The organism is Sphingobacterium sp. UBA2610, assembly GCF_002339225.1.
GTDB lineage: Bacteria > Bacteroidota > Bacteroidia > Sphingobacteriales > Sphingobacteriaceae > Sphingobacterium > Sphingobacterium multivorum.
The window spans coordinates 81,787-98,408 of record NZ_DDKA01000010.1 but is presented as its reverse complement, the minus strand read 5'-3'; the positions used below and the strand labels follow the sequence as shown (position 1 = coordinate 98,408).

The following is a 16,622-nucleotide window of genomic DNA, read 5'->3' as shown; positions in this document are numbered from 1 at the left end:
GTGAAATCGGGGAACAGATGATAGTGATCCTTTCAACACATCTAGTGGAAGATGTGCGAAGCCTCTGTGCTCAAATGGCCATTATCAATAACGGAAGTTTGATGGTCAATGGCGCACCCAACGACTTTTTAAAATCGTTGGAAGGCCGTATTTGGGCAAAAACGATTGACAAGAATGAATTACGTTATTTTAACGAAAATTTTCACACCTTATCAGCCCAATTACACGGGGGGCGGCTAGACGTCCATATTTATGCCACAAAAAGCCCAGGGAATGGTTTTGAGCAAATTAAACCTGATCTTGAAGATGTCTATTTCACACATTTATCTCAAATTGTATAGCCATGTTTATCGACTACTTTCTACTGGAAGTCAGCTTTTACTTTCCAAAAAAATGGTTTCTGGCACTATTATGCTGTTTTTTTGCATTTGGTTATTGGGTTAGTGTCATAGCTTCTTTTTCATTTGCCGGTGTTTACGCCAATTCTCCCTTTGTGTTAACTTACACCATAGGATTAGTATCGCTATTGAATATCTTTACTATCGTTATTTTTTCATCACAAATATTTTTACGTGAAATAGATGCACGATTTTCATCACTCCTGTATACAACCCTTGTCAATAAAAATATTTTTCAACTGAGTCGTTTTGTGCTGGTGTTTCTGATCACGGCCCTTACATTTCTATTCTTTATCCTTGGGCTGATGTTCGGTCATGCTTCACAAGGAGATGAACATGAGAAATTTATGCCATTCCGTATGCTCAACTACCTACAGCCCTATATACTACTCGTCCTTCCAAATATTTTTTTCTGCACCGCAACTGTTAGTGCAATTGCTTGGACCAGCCGTAGTAAAATGCTTGTTTTTCTTTCGGGAGTTTTCATTTATATCCTATACTTCGCTGTCTCTTTATTTTCGAATTCGCCATTATTTGCCAACGCATCCCCCGTTTCCTCCGAGACCATGAGCCGGATGGCCATAGTCGACCCTTTTGGTCTGGCTGCTTTCTTTGAACAATGTCAGTCATGGAGCCCAGCTTTGAAAAACTCGACATTGCTCCAGCTCAAAGGAAATTTTTTGATAAACCGGATTGGTCTACTTGTATTTTCATCTGCATTGACGTTACTTGCGATCCGTCGAGCACGTTTTCATTGCACGACAAAAAAGAATATAAAACCGCCGCTGCAAAAGGCTGGAAACCAGCCAATCCTTCCTAGGGGACAAATAAGCATATCCGAAAAAGGTTGGCTTTATGATTGGCATACGCTTTATAGCTTTCTAAAGATTGACCTTCGAGCCCTACTAAAAGGTTTACCCTTTGTCGTTGTCATTGCGCTATGGTTGTTTTTTCTAGGTATGGAAATATACAGTAACATCGATGCAGGAATGCGCCTACCACAACGCTATGCCAGCACGGGATTAATGGTTCGGAACATCATCAATAGCTTTCCTCTTTTTTTACTTTCCGTCCTATCTTTTTATGGCATGGAAACAGTCTGGAGATCTCGAAGTACGCGGATATATGTACTCGAAGACAGCACTCCAGTACAAGTAACAGTTGTCATGCTGGCCAAGTGGATCTCGTTGTGCTGTATTGCATTATTACTTATTACAATAAGCATTCTGCAATGCATGGTTCTTCAACTTATATTCCAATATCCAAAAATTGAATGGAATCTATATCTAAGTCTTTTTTATATCCTTGGCGTCCCATCTCTACTGGATGCTTCAGTTATTATCAGTATACAGACTATTGTGGGACTAAAATATCCAGCATTACTTTTGACAGTCTTGTTTTTTGCATTGACCAATTCCTTTATTGGTACCATGCTTGGCATAGAGCATCCACTTTTCCGTTTTGCAAAATCACCCTTAAACTATAGCGGCGACATGAATGGGTTTGGCGCCTATCTGCATGCATTTGGCTTTAAAATGATCTACTGGACTTCCTTTTCGGCCCTTATCGCTATTGGCACAACGCTCACCCGGCAAAAGGCAAGATCTTTTTCAGTAAACTTAAAATCGCATTCAAAGTTAAAGGTCTTCGCTGTGTTAATGGTTGCTGTCTTGTTGATTTCAGGCCATTTCATCTATCAGCGAACTCAAGTCGGCAATTCAGCAGCGGAAATAGATTGGATGCAACATTATGAACAGAAATACAGGCACTATCAGCATATTCCCCAGCCAACGATCGTTTCGGTCAAAACCGAAATAGATCTTTATCCGACGTCAAATGAATATATCATTAGTGGTCTATATAAGCTAGTCAATAAATCAGCCGCTCCGCTGGATAGTCTATTACTTTACACGGATCCTGCTATGGAATTAGCACATGTCAACATAGACCGCGCCGTACAAAAAGCTACCGACAGCACCTATGGTCACCACCGATTTAAACTAACAAGCCCCTTCATGCCTGGAGATTCTATTACAATGGAATTTACAATAAAATACAAATGGACACCGTTCAATCGTCACGATCCCATGAATGCTATCTTAGCTAATGGTTCTTTTATGCGTATCAGTCGCTATTACCCCATATTTGGTTATCAGCAATAAAATGAAATAGAAGACCCACTTGAGCGTAAAAAGCGAGCGCTGGGAAAAGCAAGCGCTTTAAAAAAGTTAGAACAGCCTGATGCTCTTCCCTACGACTATGGATATGTCGACCTTGAAACAATTATTTCGAGTGACAGTGACCAAACCTGTATCGCGACTGGAGAATTTATCAGAAAATGGCAAAAAGGAAATCGAAACTTTTTTCACTATAAATCAACAGGACCAATTCCCTTCCGTTTCGGTATATCATCAGCTGTATATATGGTTGAAAAATCCTCTTACGACAATATATCCATCGAGGTATATTATGACAGCAAACACGCGGAGAATGTTAAACAACTTATAAACGACTCAAAGCAAACTTTAGCCTATTGTCAAAACAACTTTGGAAAATATCCATTTAAAAGCATACGTTTCGTCGAAATATCTGGATTTGTTAGTGGATTTAACGCGACGGCTTATCCCGGTATGATTTTTATGAATGAGAACATGACCTTTCATTCAGATCTACGTCGCGAAAAAACAAGAGACGTCATTAATGAACTTGCCGGCCATGAGTTATCGCACCAATGGTGGGGTAACAGTCAAATTGACCCCGATGACCGGAGAGAAGGCGCTACAATGCTAACAGAAACGCTCGCTATGTATACCGAATTAATGTGTTATAAACACAAACATGGTCCCGAAGGAGTAAAGAAAATGGTCAAAATGTATCAAGATCTTTATGACATTGGAAAAGCAAACAGTGTAGACGAAGATTTAATGAGAGTATCCCCTGGAAATACAAACGTTGCCTATTATAAAGGCCTTTTAGCCATGTATCAATTACATGAATTGATAGGTGAACAAAAAATAAATACTGCTTTGAGGACTTTTTTACAGCACTATGCCTTTCCACATCGACCGCCCACAAGTAAGGACCTAATTCATGAATTTCTCAGGATCAGCGAACCAGCATTGCACAAGAACATCCGTAAACTATTTTTGTAGAAAATGTCGAAACAGTTTACGGATCCTCTCTGTCGTCGTGAACTTTTTATTCAACTAATGGCGATTATCCGCATTATTGTAGAATCCCAATCTTTTGCATGCATGCTCTCATTTTTTGATAAGTGCGCTCAATGTCTTGATCTAGGCCAATGGAAAACCTGATCAATCCATCGGAAATACCCATCTTTAAGCGCTCTTCTTCAGGAATTTCTGATGACGTAGAACTACCTGAACAGGAGAATAGCGTCTTATAGAATCCTAGGCTGACGGCTAAATACCCTAAATTTTCAGCCTGCATCAGTTCCATTAATTCATTGGCTTTTTCAGTGGTTTCCACATCAACTGTCATTAAGCCTCCAAAACCATAGGTCTCATGCATCATACTTTTCATTAATTCATGATCTCGATGCGAATGTAAGCCCGGATAAGATACCTTTAGTCCATCTTTCTCAAACCGTTCGGCAAGATACATCGCATTATAGCTATGTTGTCTCATCCGTATATGAAGTGTTCTTAAATTTTTCAATATACTCGCCGAACGTAAGCTGTCCATCGTTGGTCCCAATAACATACAGGTCCCTGTGTTCACATTTTTCGTTTCATTAATAAACTCCTGACTTCCACAATAAACCCCACCTACTGTATCACTACTGCCATTGATAAATTTCGTTAGACTATGGATGACAATGTCTGCTCCCAAAAGTATCGGCGATATAGACAACGGAGAAAACGTATTGTCGACAATCAGTTTTAGCTTGTGTTTTTTACAGATGGCTGAAAGTTTTCTTAAGTCAGCCACATGCAATAAAGGGTTGCTCACGCTTTCGCAATACAGCACCTTTGTATTAGGTCTTATCGATCTTTCGATTTCGTGGGCATCATTAATATCCAAAAATGTTGTCTCAATCTGGAAAGGTGGGAGAAAATTTTTGAGAAAGGCATAAGTTCCACCGTAGATCGTCCTACTGGAAATAATATGGTCGCCGCTTTTACATAACTGTAAAAGAACTGTTGTGATCGCTCCCATACCCGAAGATGTTACATTGGCCGCAGCGGTATTCTCCATTTTTGCTAAAGCTTGCGCCAAATACAAATTCATTGGCGAGGAATGTCTTGAATAGAGATAACAGCCTTCTGCATTCCCTTCAAATGTGTCGAACATTTTTTTAGCGGAAAGAAAGGTATAGGTAGAGCTGTCTGAAATTGACGGATTCACACCTCCAAACTCTCCAAAGTATTGCAAATCTTGAATTTCATTTGCTGCATTAAAATTATCCATATTTTTATCTTTAAAATTGAGATATTTTAGATTATATCACAAGTATTTTTATCTATATTAGAATATAAATCTATTATATCAACAATAATTAGTTAAAACATCTGAACACTTTAAAAACTGATACCAAACACAAAAAAATAATCTATGCACTTTGACGAAATTGACCTTAAGTTATTGCGTTTTCTCCAAGAAGATGCGAAACAAACGACCAAAGAACTGTCCTACAAGCTGAACTTGTCCGTGACAGCAGTCTATGAGAGAGTCCGCAAGCTCGAAAATACGGGAATTATCGCAGGCTATGTCGCCATACTTGATAAAAAGAAGATAGCAAAAGATTTCCTCGTATTATGCCACGTAAAATTAACACAGCACAAAAAGGAGTATATTTTACAGTTTGAAAAAGAGGTCATGAACCTTCAAGAGGTAACCGAGTGTTTTCACGTGAGTGGCGACTACGACTATATCCTCAAGATTTGTGTCAAGGACATGGCAGACTATCGCAGCTTCATGTTAACAAAACTAACTAGCTTACAGCACATTGCAAGCACCCACAGTTCCTTTATGATCGCTGAGGTAAAAAATACATTGGTAATAGATCTGTAAGAAGTTCTAAACCAACACACCGTTTTTCGATGCAATAGCTTCCGGAAGATCCTCATCTCCCACCATCTGCAATAAATCAATTTCAATGGTCCTACAAATGGAAAGCATCGGTACATCAAACATCAGACCTCCAAAAGGATTTTCGGTATAATCGCCGACCAATTCCATCACAATATAAATCCATCCTATGACCACACAAAAAGGAATACTGGTCCAGATACCCCAGTCCCCTAATTTCGCAAATTCATTCACGAGGCCCAAAGGAAGTAGAATGATTAAAATAACATTGAAGACAAAGGCTGTACTGGCAAACTGCCTAGGTGATGGAAATTTTTTGATCCTTTCTGCCTGTCCTTGATAATCGTAAAATTGATTCAGGCAATTCTGCAGTTGCGTTTGGTTAAAATCCGAAATAATCTGATCATTTTTCAACGCATTCACTTCTTTTGCTTGTTTAGAAATCAAATAAGTCGCAAAATTTTTATATTCGCTCTGCAACTTAAACTCCTCCGCAGAAAGATATTTACGCAAAAAAATCGAAGTTCTACTATAATCTGGAAAGCCAGCCTTTATCAACCTGTTCCGTTTCACATTCATTGAACCAAAATGTTTTTTCATGCTGATATGCTCCCACTCTGTCGGGACCAACAACTGCTCACGAAAAGTATAGAGCCAGGCAATGTGACGATAGGCGATTCTTTTCCTCCGTTCCTCCAAATCGGTATGATCACCGTCTTGGGTATCAAAAGCATATAACATAGCCGTGAACGAACGACTTGAATTGACAATTCCACCCCAGATTTTTCGGGCTTCCCAAAGCCTGTCATAGGCTTGATTATTTTTAAAACCAACGTAAAAAGATTCGGCCGTTCCGATTAATGCCAATGGCACCCACGGAATTATCATCCACTGCCAATTGAAAAAATAATAAATGACCGCCACCAAAGAACACCAAAGCGTCAGCCATATTAAATGTGCGCCCGCTAAATTAAATATTTGTCGATAGTTGAAATACTTGGTTGTGATCATAAAAAGTAAATATCTTCCTTTATTAAAAACGCTATGAAAGTACAATTTAAATTGTAACTGTCCAATACTTCAAATTGTTTTCGGCATAACGATATTTGATCAACTAATTTCAGCGCGATAGATAGGTACAACAACTACAACAACATTACCATCATTCCATTACTGATTAATAAAACAAGTATAAAGAACTATTGTATTTTTTTATGTATTTGATTAATTTTAATCTTACGGATAAAAACAATTGCCAAAGATATAACAAAGATACGATGAAGATAAAAGCACTAACATTAAATATAGGTCTTTTCCTTTTTGCGGCAACGACTTTCGCGCAGAATAAAGCCGACTTAAAATCATTGTTAAATAAAAACAGTGAATTTGTATTTCCACAGACAGTGGATAAAATTGCTGCTACATTGAATGTGAAAACAGAATTCTATGAAGATGCCAACGAAGAAAAGTATGCAAAATGGATCACAAAATCCGGTTTAGAACTTTATAGCAATTATGGGGCTGATAAATCCGTCAATGAACTATTTTTTGATATACCAGAAGACAAGTTTTTGATTGTCGAAGGATTACCTTTTGATCTGGCGATCAATAAAACAACAGTCAAAGAGGCTCTTTCAAAATTCAGCCAACACCATGTCAAAAAGCAAAAACTTGATGCGGGAAGCTCGTTTCCGGGCGGTACCAGACTGACGATGAAAACAGGGACACATTTTACAACTCTACTTTTCGATAGCAAAAATTTGTTAAAGTTCATAGGCTTGACAACCTCTTTAATTGACCCCGCTGCCAATTAAGGACAAGGGGTCAATATTAAATTTATACGATTTTTAGCTAGGTTGCCCAGGCATGGTCACCCTTTTGATAAGGGAAATCGCCATCATATTTCCCTGGGATTTTCACATAACGGAATACTTCCGTGGCTCCCAATTTTGAGCTAAAAAATGTAAGGAGAGTAAGCTGTTTAAACAGTGTGAAAAAATGAGGTAGATCGTTAGCGGATTTCTTTTCGTCATAATCCTGCGCTTCCTTGTCCAAAATATCGACAAAGGCCGTTTGGTCTTTCTTTTCGAGTTGCTGAAAATTGCGTCCAAATTCTTTCTTGGCACGTTCGTCAATTCCGGCTGTTCCAGCCAGAAAGACCTGCTGTTCTTCAGGTTTATAGCAGTCTCGCACCAGAACGGGAATCTCAGAACCTACACCAGCTTCCTTCGCCCCCGGTGTAGTGGTTTTAGGAAGAATGGCCTCAGCGAGATCACCCAAAAAATCGATTGATTTTGAATCAAAGAGCATTTCTATATCTTTCGAAGCAGACCTTTGGCATCCTTCCAAAAATAATGAAGCACCAATAACTGTTCCGCCCATGAGCATGGCTACACGTTGTATTGCTTCTCGTCTATTCATAACTATTACATCATAAAATAATTAAAGATTCCCTTTTTTTAATTCATTTACAGCAAAATCTACTGCCCTAGCTGTAAATGCCATATAGGTAAGCGATGGATTCACACAGGAAGAAGAAGTCATAAAGGCCCCATCTGTCAAAAAAACATTTTTAGCATCCCATACTTGGTTAAATTTGTTTAATACCGAGGTTTTCGGATCATTTCCCATTCGTGCTGTTCCCATTTCATGAATTCCCTGTCCCATACTAAACCCGTTATCGTAGGTTGTTACGTCTTTGACACCGATAGATTCTAACATTTCCTTCATTTCATTGCTTGCATCAACCCTTATTTTCCGCTCGTTATCCTTAATCTCTGCGTCTATTGCCAATACGGGAAGTCCCCATTTATCTTTTACCGATGAATCCAATAGGACTTTATTTTCGTGATATGGGAGTATTTCACCAAACGCGCTGAAACCCACTCCCCAGCTGCCCGGCTCGGCGATAGCATCTTTCCAAGCGCCGCCCACGCTCTTATTATCGACCTTACCCGACCATTGTCCCCTCGAAGCCCCACCCTGATAGCCAAAACCACGGACGTAATCTCTCCTCTTGGTATCGCCGGCAATATTGGCAAATCGGGGCACATATAATCCATTGGCCCGTCGTCCAAAAATATATTTATCCTCAAATCCCTCTACTCTTCCCCCAGCCCCACTATTTAACATGTGATCCATTAGGTTATGTCCCAGTTCACCACTACTGCTTCCAAGCCCACCCTCCCATACATTGGTAGCGGAATTCATTAATACCCAGGTGGAATTTAACGTTGAAGCACATACAAAGACGATTTTAGCAAAATACTCATAGGTTTGATTCGTCTCCGCATCAACAATTTCTACTCCTTTAGCTTTCTGGGTATCACGATCGTAAATAATACTCTTTACAATTGAAAATGGCCGTAAGGTAAGGTTCCCTGTCTTCACTGCTGCAGGCAATGTTGCAGATTGTGTGCTAAAGTAAGCGCCGAAATTGCAACCCAACCAACATTTATTTTGGTATTGGCAATTAACACGGCCATGGTGGGGCACTGTTATGTTGGCTACCCGGCCAATTATAAAATGTCGTTTTCCCTGATAATGCGATTTTAAGCGTGCGGCAAGGTCTTTTTCCACGATATTCATGTCCATGGGTGGCATAAATTCACCATCAGGCAACACCGCTATACCGTCTCTATTACCCGAAATGCCGGCAAATTTTTCAACGTGACTATACCAAGGTGCTATTTCTTTATAACGTACGGGCCAGTCAATGCCATGTCCCTCTCTGCTATTTGCTTCAAAATCAACATCCGACCAACGATAACTCTGCCGTCCCCACATAAGCGAACGCCCGCCAACGTGATAACCCCGGAACCAATTAAAGGGTTTTATCTCCTTATACGGACTCTCTGTCTCATTAGTCCAAAAGTCGATGTTCCCTTCATTCATCCATTGATTTTTAATTCCAAAAGGTAGGTAGTGCTGGGCGCGATCCAATGGCACCCGGCCCCGATGCGGAAAATCCCATGGATCTTTATTGGGTGATGGGTAATCTTTGATATGCTCAATATTGCGTCCTCTTTCTAACATTATGGTTTTAAGTCCACGCTCTGTTAGCTCCTTGGCTGCCCAGCCACCTGTGATCCCAGACCCGATGACAATTGCATCATAAACATTATTTGCCATTTATTTATAATTGGTTTATTGGGTTATTACTCGAGGGGAAATTTCCCGCTCAAATCAAGTCTTCTCCACAATCAAGCGCCACACTGGTGCCTGATAGCTTTACTTGTTTAGACGAGACATTCTTATATCATTTGGAAAGCGTAAGAATGGATCGTCTAGACAAGTTTAAGGTTTTTTTTGATTTTATTGCAACCGGTTGCAAATTTTTGTAATATTGTATTAAACAAGCAGGTAGCTTGGATAACCAAATTATAATAGTATAAACGACAGACGCAGCCATTTCTTTAAACGTATTGGAATATGGATCTGTTTTGTACATAACGTAGTCTTTTTCTAAACGCAATACATATGACAACAATTAAAGGCCCTGCCATCTTCCTCGCGCAGTTTATCGGTGATGAAGCGCCATTTAACTCCTTGGACTCTATCTGCCAGTGGGCTGCAGCACTTGGCTATAAGGGTATACAACTGCCCACCTTGGATGCCCGTTTTATCGATCTAGAAAAAGCAGCGCTCGATAAAAGCTATGCAATTGATCTAAAAGCGAAAGTACAGTCTTTCGGATTGGAAATTACCGAACTCTCAACCCATCTCCAAGGGCAATTAGTGGCTGTAAATCCAAGTTTCGATGATCTATTTGATGCATTTGCACCACAGCATTTACATGGTAATCCTCAAGCACGACAACAGTGGGCGATCCAGCAATTAAAATATGCCGTACGAGCTTCCCACAATCTCGGGCTTAAAGCGCTGGCGACCTTTAGTGGAGCCTTTCTATGGCCATTTATATACCCTTGGCCACAAAGACCCGCGAAGTTGATCGAAACAGGTTTTGCTGAGCTTGCAAAATTATGGTTACCCATTCTTGATGAATGTGACCTGTATGATGTCGACCTATGCTATGAATTACACCCTGGAGAAGATCTCCATGACGGTGCTACTTTTGACTTATTTCTCGAAAATGTAAATTATCACAAGCGGGCAAACATTCTCTATGATCCCTCCCATTTTGTCCTTCAATGTCTTGACTATCTTCAATTCATCGACATTTACCATAAACGAATTAAAATGTTCCATGTTAAAGATGCTGAATTCAATCCTTCTGGTCGTCAGGGCGTCTATGGTGGCTTCCAGAGCTGGCAGTCAAGAGCAGGTCGTTTTAGATCAATTGGTGATGGACAAGTGGATTTCAAATCCATATTTACCAAACTCACACAATATGATTATCAAGGCTGGGCAGTACTGGAATGGGAATGTGCATTCAAAAATGCTGAAGATGGTGCACGGGAAGGCGCGCTACATATTAAAGACTATATTATCCGTGTTACTGATAAGGCGTTCGATAATTTTGCTGCCGTCGAAACCAATGATAGCCTTAACCGCAAACTATTGGGTTTGTAAATACGAAAGATATCCTCATTAAAAAATCAACTTTATGCGCAATACAAAACTAAAAATGGGCATGATCGGCGGTGGAAAAAATGCATTTATAGGGGCTGTACATCGCATGGCTACTGGAATTGACGGTCTGATTGAATTATGTTGCGGAGCACTGAGTGCTGATCCACTTGTCGCAAAAGAATCCGCTGCGCTTTTAGGGCTTCCAGAGGAAAGGAGCTATGGAAGTTATCGGGAAATGATTGTCGAGGAAAGTAAACGTCCGGCGGATGATCGCATGAACTTTGTGAGTATCGTCACGCCCAATTTTGCTCATTTCGAACCAGCAATGATGGCGCTGGAACATGGCTTCCATGTCGTGCTTGAAAAGCCGATGACTCTGACAACAGAACAGGCCGAATTGCTCCAACAAAAAGTAGCGGAAACTGGACTAATACTCTGTGTCACATACACCTACTCTGCCTATCCGATGGTGAAACAAGCCCGTCATCTTGTCAAAGAGGGCCAATTAGGTTCGATTAGAAAAATTATGGTCGAGTATCCGCAGGGATGGCTAAGTAAGATGATCGAAAATAGTCCTTCTCTGGCCTTCTGGCGGACAGATCCGGAAAAGAGCGGAAAAAGTGGTTGTATGGGCGATATTGGGACACATGCTGCCCACCTAGCGGAATATATCTCCGGTTTAAAAATCACTAAAATGTGTGCCGATCTTCAAACATTTGTGACCGGAAGAAAACTTGAAGATGACGGCAACATATTACTTGGATTTGAGAATGGAGCCACCGGCGTACTATCGGCATCCCAAGTTGCTGCAGGAGAAGAAAATGCGTTAAAAATTATAGTATATGGTGAACTTGGGGGATTGGAATGGAACCAGCAGGATGCAAATACACTCATCTTTAAACAGCTCGATGCGCCAATCCAGCTATTTCGTGCAGGTCAGCAGTACCTTTCACCAATCGCCAAACATAACATTCGTCTACCGGCCGGTCACCCCGAAGGATATATCGAAGCATTTGCCAATATTTATAGAAATTTTGCAGCCACACTATTGGCATCAATGCAAGGTATAGAGCCGCGAGAAGAAGATACTGATTTTCCAACTGTAGCTGATGGTCTGCGTGGCATGAAGTTTCTAGAAACTGTAATTGCCTCGGGAAAATCCGAACAGAAATGGACCGATTTTATTCGTTAGATACATACTTACCATAAGTAGCCAATGTCATTTGCTCCCTGAACAAACGGCATTGGCTGCTCACTTTAATTTTTCTGCATTGACTGAGACATCTGTTTCAAATAGCCCTCATAGTTTGAATAAGGTTCCTTGATCCTGCTGTTTGGTTTCAGATAAAGAAATCCTTCCTGATTATCCAAAATGACATTAAAATGGTTCAGAATCTGATTTCCGAACAGGCTTGGTCTGCCATTGGGCTTGGCCGGATCAGCGGCATTCGTCACAATATCTTTAAACTCCACACCAGCTATTGAAGCATCCAAACGGATAATCTTACGGTTACTGATCATGGTAAGCGGCGTTAGATCGGTCCAATTATGATCTATACCGGTAAAATCTTCCCCTAACAGCATCGTACCATCACGACCTGTATCAAAAAGGAACCAAAAATCGTAGTCTTGTTGGTTATGTCTAAAAGCAGCTTTAAACTTGGGTCGGTTTTGCTCATAGTATACTGGAAGCTTTGTATACTTCTTTGCTTTAGTGGGGAGATCGCGATGAATTACCAATTCCATTTTATCATAATCGATTTCAATAATGTGATTTCGAAAGAAACTGTTGCCAATAATAAGATCTTCAAAAGGCTTCATATTACCGACCTCAGTCACTGACACGTTTTTCCAAACAATCGGCCCAATATGCAATTCATTGCCCAGACTTGTCCGCTCGTTATTAAGCCCGTCGGTATTCGCAACTGTCGTAAACGATGAAAATGATAAATCCAGCTGCTTTGCGTTATTTCTATTAACAACGCCAGTTCCAGCTCCTAAATCAAACTGTATCGGAACGTCTTTTTTGTTAATTGTACCGTTCAGGAAAATCCGTGAGCCAATAAGACGAAACGGTATCCGCATCGGAAATAAATTACTATTATCCATTGTGGGTAGATCCGGCGGTAATTGAGCGCTTATACGAACGTGACAAGAATCCGTTCCATTCAATAGTACTATGAAATCATACATCGACCCGGGTTTAGTCATCATAGTCAATTCCTCCTGATCTGTTTTAAAAACAACTGTACTTTCTTTTGTTGGAATATTTACGAAATAGACGTCGGGATCTGCCTTGGGATCTAATTTCCAGTCAACATGGCAATAGGCGCCATCTGTAATACCGGCTTTCTCAGATGAAGCTTTGATCAAAGGAATCTTAGCTTGCGGAAAGACGTTCGTCATCGTAAAAAAAGAAAGAATAATAGCAAAGGTAGCCAAGGCAATATGGCGTTTCTTCTTTTGATTGTCTGTTTTCATAATTTTGCATTTTTTTGAAGATCAAAGAAAAAAAATACCAGACGAAGAATACCCTTTTACAGCCCGACAATGTCCCGACAGCTAGCCGACAATTGTATAAAAGCACCTATAATATACTTATATCGGGCAAAATACGTGCATGCCCAGCTTTATTTAATCCAATCGCATTTCGCAGTATAATGATTATATTCATAAGTATCCAACATAACGGAATAAGCAATTTCACATTGCTTTTAATACCTACCCAATCGTTCAGTATAAAAATAATAAGCATCAGTAAAACAGCAATTAAAGTCGATACGATTTGAATTGAGATTAACTGGCGAACTTTATATGAATGCTGTTTTTTGAAGAGCATAATTGCGACAGGTACCAAAATATTTAATGGTGGCAATATAGAAAAGGGTAAGGAAGACAGGTTGATAATCTTGATCCATCTCAAGTTTTCTGACTCAAGAGGTATATCATACGCAGAAAACTCCGATTCCTCCACATTCAATGCCTGTGCAAGTGCGCGAAGGGTGTAACCCTTTGGCGACTGCCCCGCTTCAATCCGCTGAATTGTTCTTACTGAAATATTTGATTTTTGCGCTAGTTCCTCTTGTGTTAAATTGAGTTTCTCACGTAATGATTGTAATTTGTTCATAAACAATAGATCGATCTTACCATCAAATTTACAGAATTGGGTGGTAAGAATTCAGTAAATCTAATGTTTATGCTTTCTTGGGGATCGTAGTATCCTCTTCGGTAATCGTCTGCTCCTCTTGTGTTAACGGGGCCGGAGGTATTTCGGTTACATTACGCTCAATTTCCTGCGTTTCAACATGCACGGCATATTGCGAGGGTTCAATAGGGATGCCCATGACAGTGGCGTACTCCCTTGTATAGATCGCACCAAAATATAAAATAGCTGCTGTGTAGTAGACCCAAAGTAAGATCAACACAAATGAACCTGCCGCACCATAGGTATCTTGGGTTGCAGAATGCTCCAGATAGACTCCAATTAAATAACGTCCCAATACAAATAAAATTGACGTAAATAAGGCACCCGCCCGTACGGTCCGCCAGTGAATATTTACATCCGGAAGTGCTTTAAATATGACACTAAATAACAAGAATATAATTCCAAAAGACAATGCAAAGTTAATCCCATCCATTAACATTACGGTCACGTCCGGGAAATAATGCTGTAGCTGATCTGTCAACGCCAATATTACACCATTTACGATGAGTGTAACGACTAATAAAAAGCCCAATCCAATCACCAAAGACGAAGATAACAATCTATCCTGAATCAATTTTAACCAGCCTTTTTTCGGCTTTGCCCTTACGTGCCAAATTTTGTTAATCGAATTCTGTATATCCCCAAAAACCGTCGTTGCTCCTAAAACCAATGTAATGCTACTGATAAGCAACGCCAGGTTTGATTTTCCCGAAAGCTGCAAATTCTGAATAACTTCTTGAATCTGTTTTGCAGCATTGCTTCCCACCAAACCGCGGAGTTCCAGGAATACTTTCCCTTCAATCGCATCCTCACCATAAAAAATTCCAGCTAAGGCAATCATTAAAACCAATATAGGACCAATAGAGAAAACAGTATAATAAGATAATGAAGCACTATATTTCATCGAATCCTCATTCAAAAATCCAGCCACCGTACTCTTTAAAATTCGCCAATAGGTTTTCACCTTACTTCTACTTTTAGTTCGTTTATCCATGTTCTTGTACTTTGTACTCCAAAACAAACCATTGAGAAGCTAAGAATGTTTGTCGTTAACGCGTTTTAATGCGAGTAGTCTCCTATTGTTCCCTGGAGAACCAAGCGATTGTGGTCTGCAACTTTAAGGCTCAGCGTAATGTCTGACGCGATCGTTTTCAATAATAGAATCGGTGATATTTTAGCCTCATTTGGCCAATCCGCCAAATGAACTGCCACATGGGATAGTTCAACCGTCTTATTGTAAGCTACGTTAAGTTTATCAATATCCTTTGATGTGGACAGCAAACTAAATCCCTTATCTTGTTTTTGAAACCAGTGATAAAATAATTTATTGGGGAGGAATCTACTCATGTCGCTATCTCCACGCATGGCTATTCTTACATCCGGAACTTTCGTTTCGTACGGTGTTTTCTCTTCGATCGTTTCAAAATTTTCATCAACCGCATAATTTATAATGGTATCTGTTTGAATGACCTTATTTTTCAAAATTTCAATATCGACGTAATTTCCATCCAAATGTGTTATAATAGAATCGGCGGCTAAAGGGAGTTCACTAAGTAGTTGTTTTAGCTGATTTTTAAATTGACTATTGGGTATATTGATCCAAGCTTTACCAATGTATTTTGCGGAAGCGAGTTCTCTCACAAGATATTCCTTTGGAAAATTCCAATCTGTTGAGAAAAATTCGCCGGATACTTCGACATGGTCTCCTTTCAAATCAAGTTCGATAAAATTATCTGTTGAAATATTGCTATAACGCAGTGATTTTCCGGTCAACGTGCTTGGACGGTTGATAAATTGTTCTATGGTAACCCGGTCCTCTTTTGATTGAATTAGCTGAAGCATTTCTTCCTTCTTTGTATCAAGATCAAAGCCTAGACCTAGCAGCAGATCATCCCCTTTCCAGATAAAGGCGATTTTACTCGGTTGATGATAGGCATAGCTCACATCAGGGGCGAGATTACTTTCCACCGCACCAACCTGTAATACATCCTTTAGAAAGGTCAAAAATTGTTGTTTATTTTTTAGCTGAAAAAAAGCATAAAAGTTTTTTGGATGCGGTTCCAAAGCAAAAAGAAATACATTCGCTTTTATATCAATACCATTATCTTTGAGTTTACTTAGTTTTTTGCCAAAATCCTGTCCCTCTTTCGGCGCTGACTGCCATTTATTAAAAAACTGATTCAGCAGGATATCATCCAATGATATGGTCAACAAAGCCTTACTTTTTTTATGGACCAATGATTTATAGGATTCTTGCTGTCGTAGTATATATCCGCCCCAGGCGACAATCGCCAACAGTACGAGGACAGCTATCGTCCAAAGCATTATTTTTTTAATCATAACAATTGAATCAGTAATTTTTGGTAGTTTATCTCGTAAAGAACTATCTGACAGACCCCTCAACTAAGAAATTAGATTCCGCAGTATTGAGCTCC

The 16,622-nt window shown here is 39.8% G+C and carries 15 protein-coding genes; 7 read left to right on the top strand and 8 right to left on the bottom strand.

Annotation, left to right across the window (positions count from 1 at the left end; translation table 11 throughout):
- The first annotated feature begins 17 nt into the window (after nucleotides 1–17).
- From B4Z47_RS07385 to B4Z47_RS07375, 3 genes are all read left to right on the top strand, one after another.
- The gene (locus B4Z47_RS07385) at nucleotides 18–341 is read left to right on the top strand and encodes a hypothetical protein (RefSeq protein WP_286727099.1); all 324 of its coding nucleotides are present in this window, start codon (nucleotides 18–20) and stop codon (nucleotides 339–341) included.
- Nucleotides 342–343: 2 nt separating this feature from the next.
- Nucleotides 344–2,560 carry a hypothetical protein gene (locus B4Z47_RS07380; RefSeq protein ID WP_070561073.1) on the top strand — a complete coding sequence of 739 codons (2,217 nt, stop codon included), beginning with the start codon at nucleotides 344–346 and terminating at the stop codon, nucleotides 2,558–2,560.
- 261 nt (nucleotides 2,561–2,821) lie between these two features.
- Nucleotides 2,822–3,550: a M1 family aminopeptidase gene (locus tag B4Z47_RS07375; RefSeq protein WP_070561074.1), complete on the top strand. Its 729-nt coding sequence runs from the start codon at nucleotides 2,822–2,824 to the stop codon at nucleotides 3,548–3,550.
- 73 nt (nucleotides 3,551–3,623) lie between these two features.
- Here the strand turns inward: B4Z47_RS07375 and B4Z47_RS07370 are convergent, their stop codons facing one another.
- Nucleotides 3,624–4,829, bottom strand: coding sequence for an aminotransferase class I/II-fold pyridoxal phosphate-dependent enzyme (locus tag B4Z47_RS07370; protein ID WP_070561075.1), 1,206 nt, complete (start codon nucleotides 4,827–4,829; stop codon nucleotides 3,624–3,626).
- A gap of 144 nt (nucleotides 4,830–4,973) precedes the next feature.
- Between B4Z47_RS07370 and B4Z47_RS07365 the strand changes: the two genes are divergently transcribed.
- Nucleotides 4,974–5,432, top strand: coding sequence for an Lrp/AsnC family transcriptional regulator (locus B4Z47_RS07365; RefSeq protein ID WP_070561076.1), 459 nt, complete (start codon nucleotides 4,974–4,976; stop codon nucleotides 5,430–5,432).
- A gap of 6 nt (nucleotides 5,433–5,438) precedes the next feature.
- Here the strand turns inward: B4Z47_RS07365 and B4Z47_RS07360 are convergent, their stop codons facing one another.
- Entirely contained in the window at nucleotides 5,439–6,461 is a 1,023-nt protein-coding gene (locus tag B4Z47_RS07360; RefSeq protein WP_046672841.1) for a bestrophin family protein, read from the bottom strand.
- A 266-nt stretch (nucleotides 6,462–6,727) separates the two neighbouring features.
- Here B4Z47_RS07360 and B4Z47_RS07355 point away from each other — a divergent pair, with 266 nt between their 5' ends.
- Nucleotides 6,728–7,264 carry a hypothetical protein gene (locus B4Z47_RS07355; protein ID WP_139144872.1) on the top strand — a complete coding sequence of 179 codons (537 nt, stop codon included), beginning with the start codon at nucleotides 6,728–6,730 and terminating at the stop codon, nucleotides 7,262–7,264.
- Between the two features lie 37 nt (nucleotides 7,265–7,301).
- On the opposite strand, the gene B4Z47_RS07350 is transcribed toward B4Z47_RS07355, so the two are convergent.
- Both B4Z47_RS07350 and B4Z47_RS07345 read right to left on the bottom strand, forming a co-directional pair.
- The gene (locus tag B4Z47_RS07350; protein WP_070561079.1) at nucleotides 7,302–7,871 is read right to left on the bottom strand and encodes a gluconate 2-dehydrogenase subunit 3 family protein; all 570 of its coding nucleotides are present in this window, start codon (nucleotides 7,869–7,871) and stop codon (nucleotides 7,302–7,304) included.
- A 21-nt stretch (nucleotides 7,872–7,892) separates the two neighbouring features.
- A complete protein-coding gene (locus B4Z47_RS07345; RefSeq protein ID WP_115048818.1) occupies nucleotides 7,893–9,581 on the bottom strand; it encodes a GMC oxidoreductase in 1,689 nt (562 codons plus the stop codon).
- A 348-nt stretch (nucleotides 9,582–9,929) separates the two neighbouring features.
- On the opposite strand from B4Z47_RS07345, the gene B4Z47_RS07340 reads away from it, so the two are divergent.
- Together B4Z47_RS07340 and B4Z47_RS07335 are read left to right on the top strand one after the other, a co-directional pair.
- Nucleotides 9,930–10,982, top strand: coding sequence for a sugar phosphate isomerase/epimerase family protein (locus tag B4Z47_RS07340; RefSeq protein ID WP_070561081.1), 1,053 nt, complete (start codon nucleotides 9,930–9,932; stop codon nucleotides 10,980–10,982).
- Between the two features lie 34 nt (nucleotides 10,983–11,016).
- The gene (locus tag B4Z47_RS07335; RefSeq protein ID WP_115048820.1) at nucleotides 11,017–12,174 is read left to right on the top strand and encodes a Gfo/Idh/MocA family protein; all 1,158 of its coding nucleotides are present in this window, start codon (nucleotides 11,017–11,019) and stop codon (nucleotides 12,172–12,174) included.
- 65 nt (nucleotides 12,175–12,239) lie between these two features.
- On the opposite strand, the gene B4Z47_RS07330 is transcribed toward B4Z47_RS07335, so the two are convergent.
- From B4Z47_RS07330 to B4Z47_RS07315, 4 genes are all read right to left on the bottom strand, one after another.
- Entirely contained in the window at nucleotides 12,240–13,463 is a 1,224-nt protein-coding gene (locus B4Z47_RS07330) for a retropepsin-like aspartic protease (RefSeq protein WP_115048822.1), read from the bottom strand.
- 106 nt (nucleotides 13,464–13,569) lie between these two features.
- Nucleotides 13,570–14,109, bottom strand: a complete 540-nt coding sequence (locus tag B4Z47_RS07325) for a helix-turn-helix domain-containing protein (protein WP_070561083.1) — start codon at nucleotides 14,107–14,109, stop codon at nucleotides 13,570–13,572.
- Between the two features lie 67 nt (nucleotides 14,110–14,176).
- Entirely contained in the window at nucleotides 14,177–15,181 is a 1,005-nt protein-coding gene (locus B4Z47_RS07320) for a YihY/virulence factor BrkB family protein (protein ID WP_070561084.1), read from the bottom strand.
- A 65-nt stretch (nucleotides 15,182–15,246) separates the two neighbouring features.
- Nucleotides 15,247–16,527: a hypothetical protein gene (locus B4Z47_RS07315; RefSeq protein WP_115048823.1), complete on the bottom strand. Its 1,281-nt coding sequence runs from the start codon at nucleotides 16,525–16,527 to the stop codon at nucleotides 15,247–15,249.
- Nucleotides 16,528–16,622 lie beyond the last annotated feature (95 nt).

What these genes read in the sequence shown, in the direction of transcription:
- B4Z47_RS07385 (WP_286727099.1), top strand. Translation starts at nt 18, where the DNA reads ATGATAGTGATCCTTTCAACACATCTAGTGGAAGATGTGCGAAGCCTC.
- B4Z47_RS07380 (WP_070561073.1), top strand. Translation starts at nt 344, where the DNA reads ATGTTTATCGACTACTTTCTACTGGAAGTCAGCTTTTACTTTCCAAAA.
- B4Z47_RS07375 (WP_070561074.1), top strand. Translation starts at nt 2,822, where the DNA reads ATGGTTGAAAAATCCTCTTACGACAATATATCCATCGAGGTATATTAT.
- B4Z47_RS07370 (WP_070561075.1), bottom strand. Translation starts at nt 4,829, where the DNA reads ATGGATAATTTTAATGCAGCAAATGAAATTCAAGATTTGCAATACTTT.
- B4Z47_RS07365 (WP_070561076.1), top strand. Translation starts at nt 4,974, where the DNA reads ATGCACTTTGACGAAATTGACCTTAAGTTATTGCGTTTTCTCCAAGAA.
- B4Z47_RS07360 (WP_046672841.1), bottom strand. Translation starts at nt 6,461, where the DNA reads ATGATCACAACCAAGTATTTCAACTATCGACAAATATTTAATTTAGCG.
- B4Z47_RS07355 (WP_139144872.1), top strand. Translation starts at nt 6,728, where the DNA reads ATGAAGATAAAAGCACTAACATTAAATATAGGTCTTTTCCTTTTTGCG.
- B4Z47_RS07350 (WP_070561079.1), bottom strand. Translation starts at nt 7,871, where the DNA reads ATGAATAGACGAGAAGCAATACAACGTGTAGCCATGCTCATGGGCGGA.
- B4Z47_RS07345 (WP_115048818.1), bottom strand. Translation starts at nt 9,581, where the DNA reads ATGGCAAATAATGTTTATGATGCAATTGTCATCGGGTCTGGGATCACA.
- B4Z47_RS07340 (WP_070561081.1), top strand. Translation starts at nt 9,930, where the DNA reads ATGACAACAATTAAAGGCCCTGCCATCTTCCTCGCGCAGTTTATCGGT.
- B4Z47_RS07335 (WP_115048820.1), top strand. Translation starts at nt 11,017, where the DNA reads ATGCGCAATACAAAACTAAAAATGGGCATGATCGGCGGTGGAAAAAAT.
- B4Z47_RS07330 (WP_115048822.1), bottom strand. Translation starts at nt 13,463, where the DNA reads ATGAAAACAGACAATCAAAAGAAGAAACGCCATATTGCCTTGGCTACC.
- B4Z47_RS07325 (WP_070561083.1), bottom strand. Translation starts at nt 14,109, where the DNA reads ATGAACAAATTACAATCATTACGTGAGAAACTCAATTTAACACAAGAG.
- B4Z47_RS07320 (WP_070561084.1), bottom strand. Translation starts at nt 15,181, where the DNA reads ATGGATAAACGAACTAAAAGTAGAAGTAAGGTGAAAACCTATTGGCGA.
- B4Z47_RS07315 (WP_115048823.1), bottom strand. Translation starts at nt 16,527, where the DNA reads ATGATTAAAAAAATAATGCTTTGGACGATAGCTGTCCTCGTACTGTTG.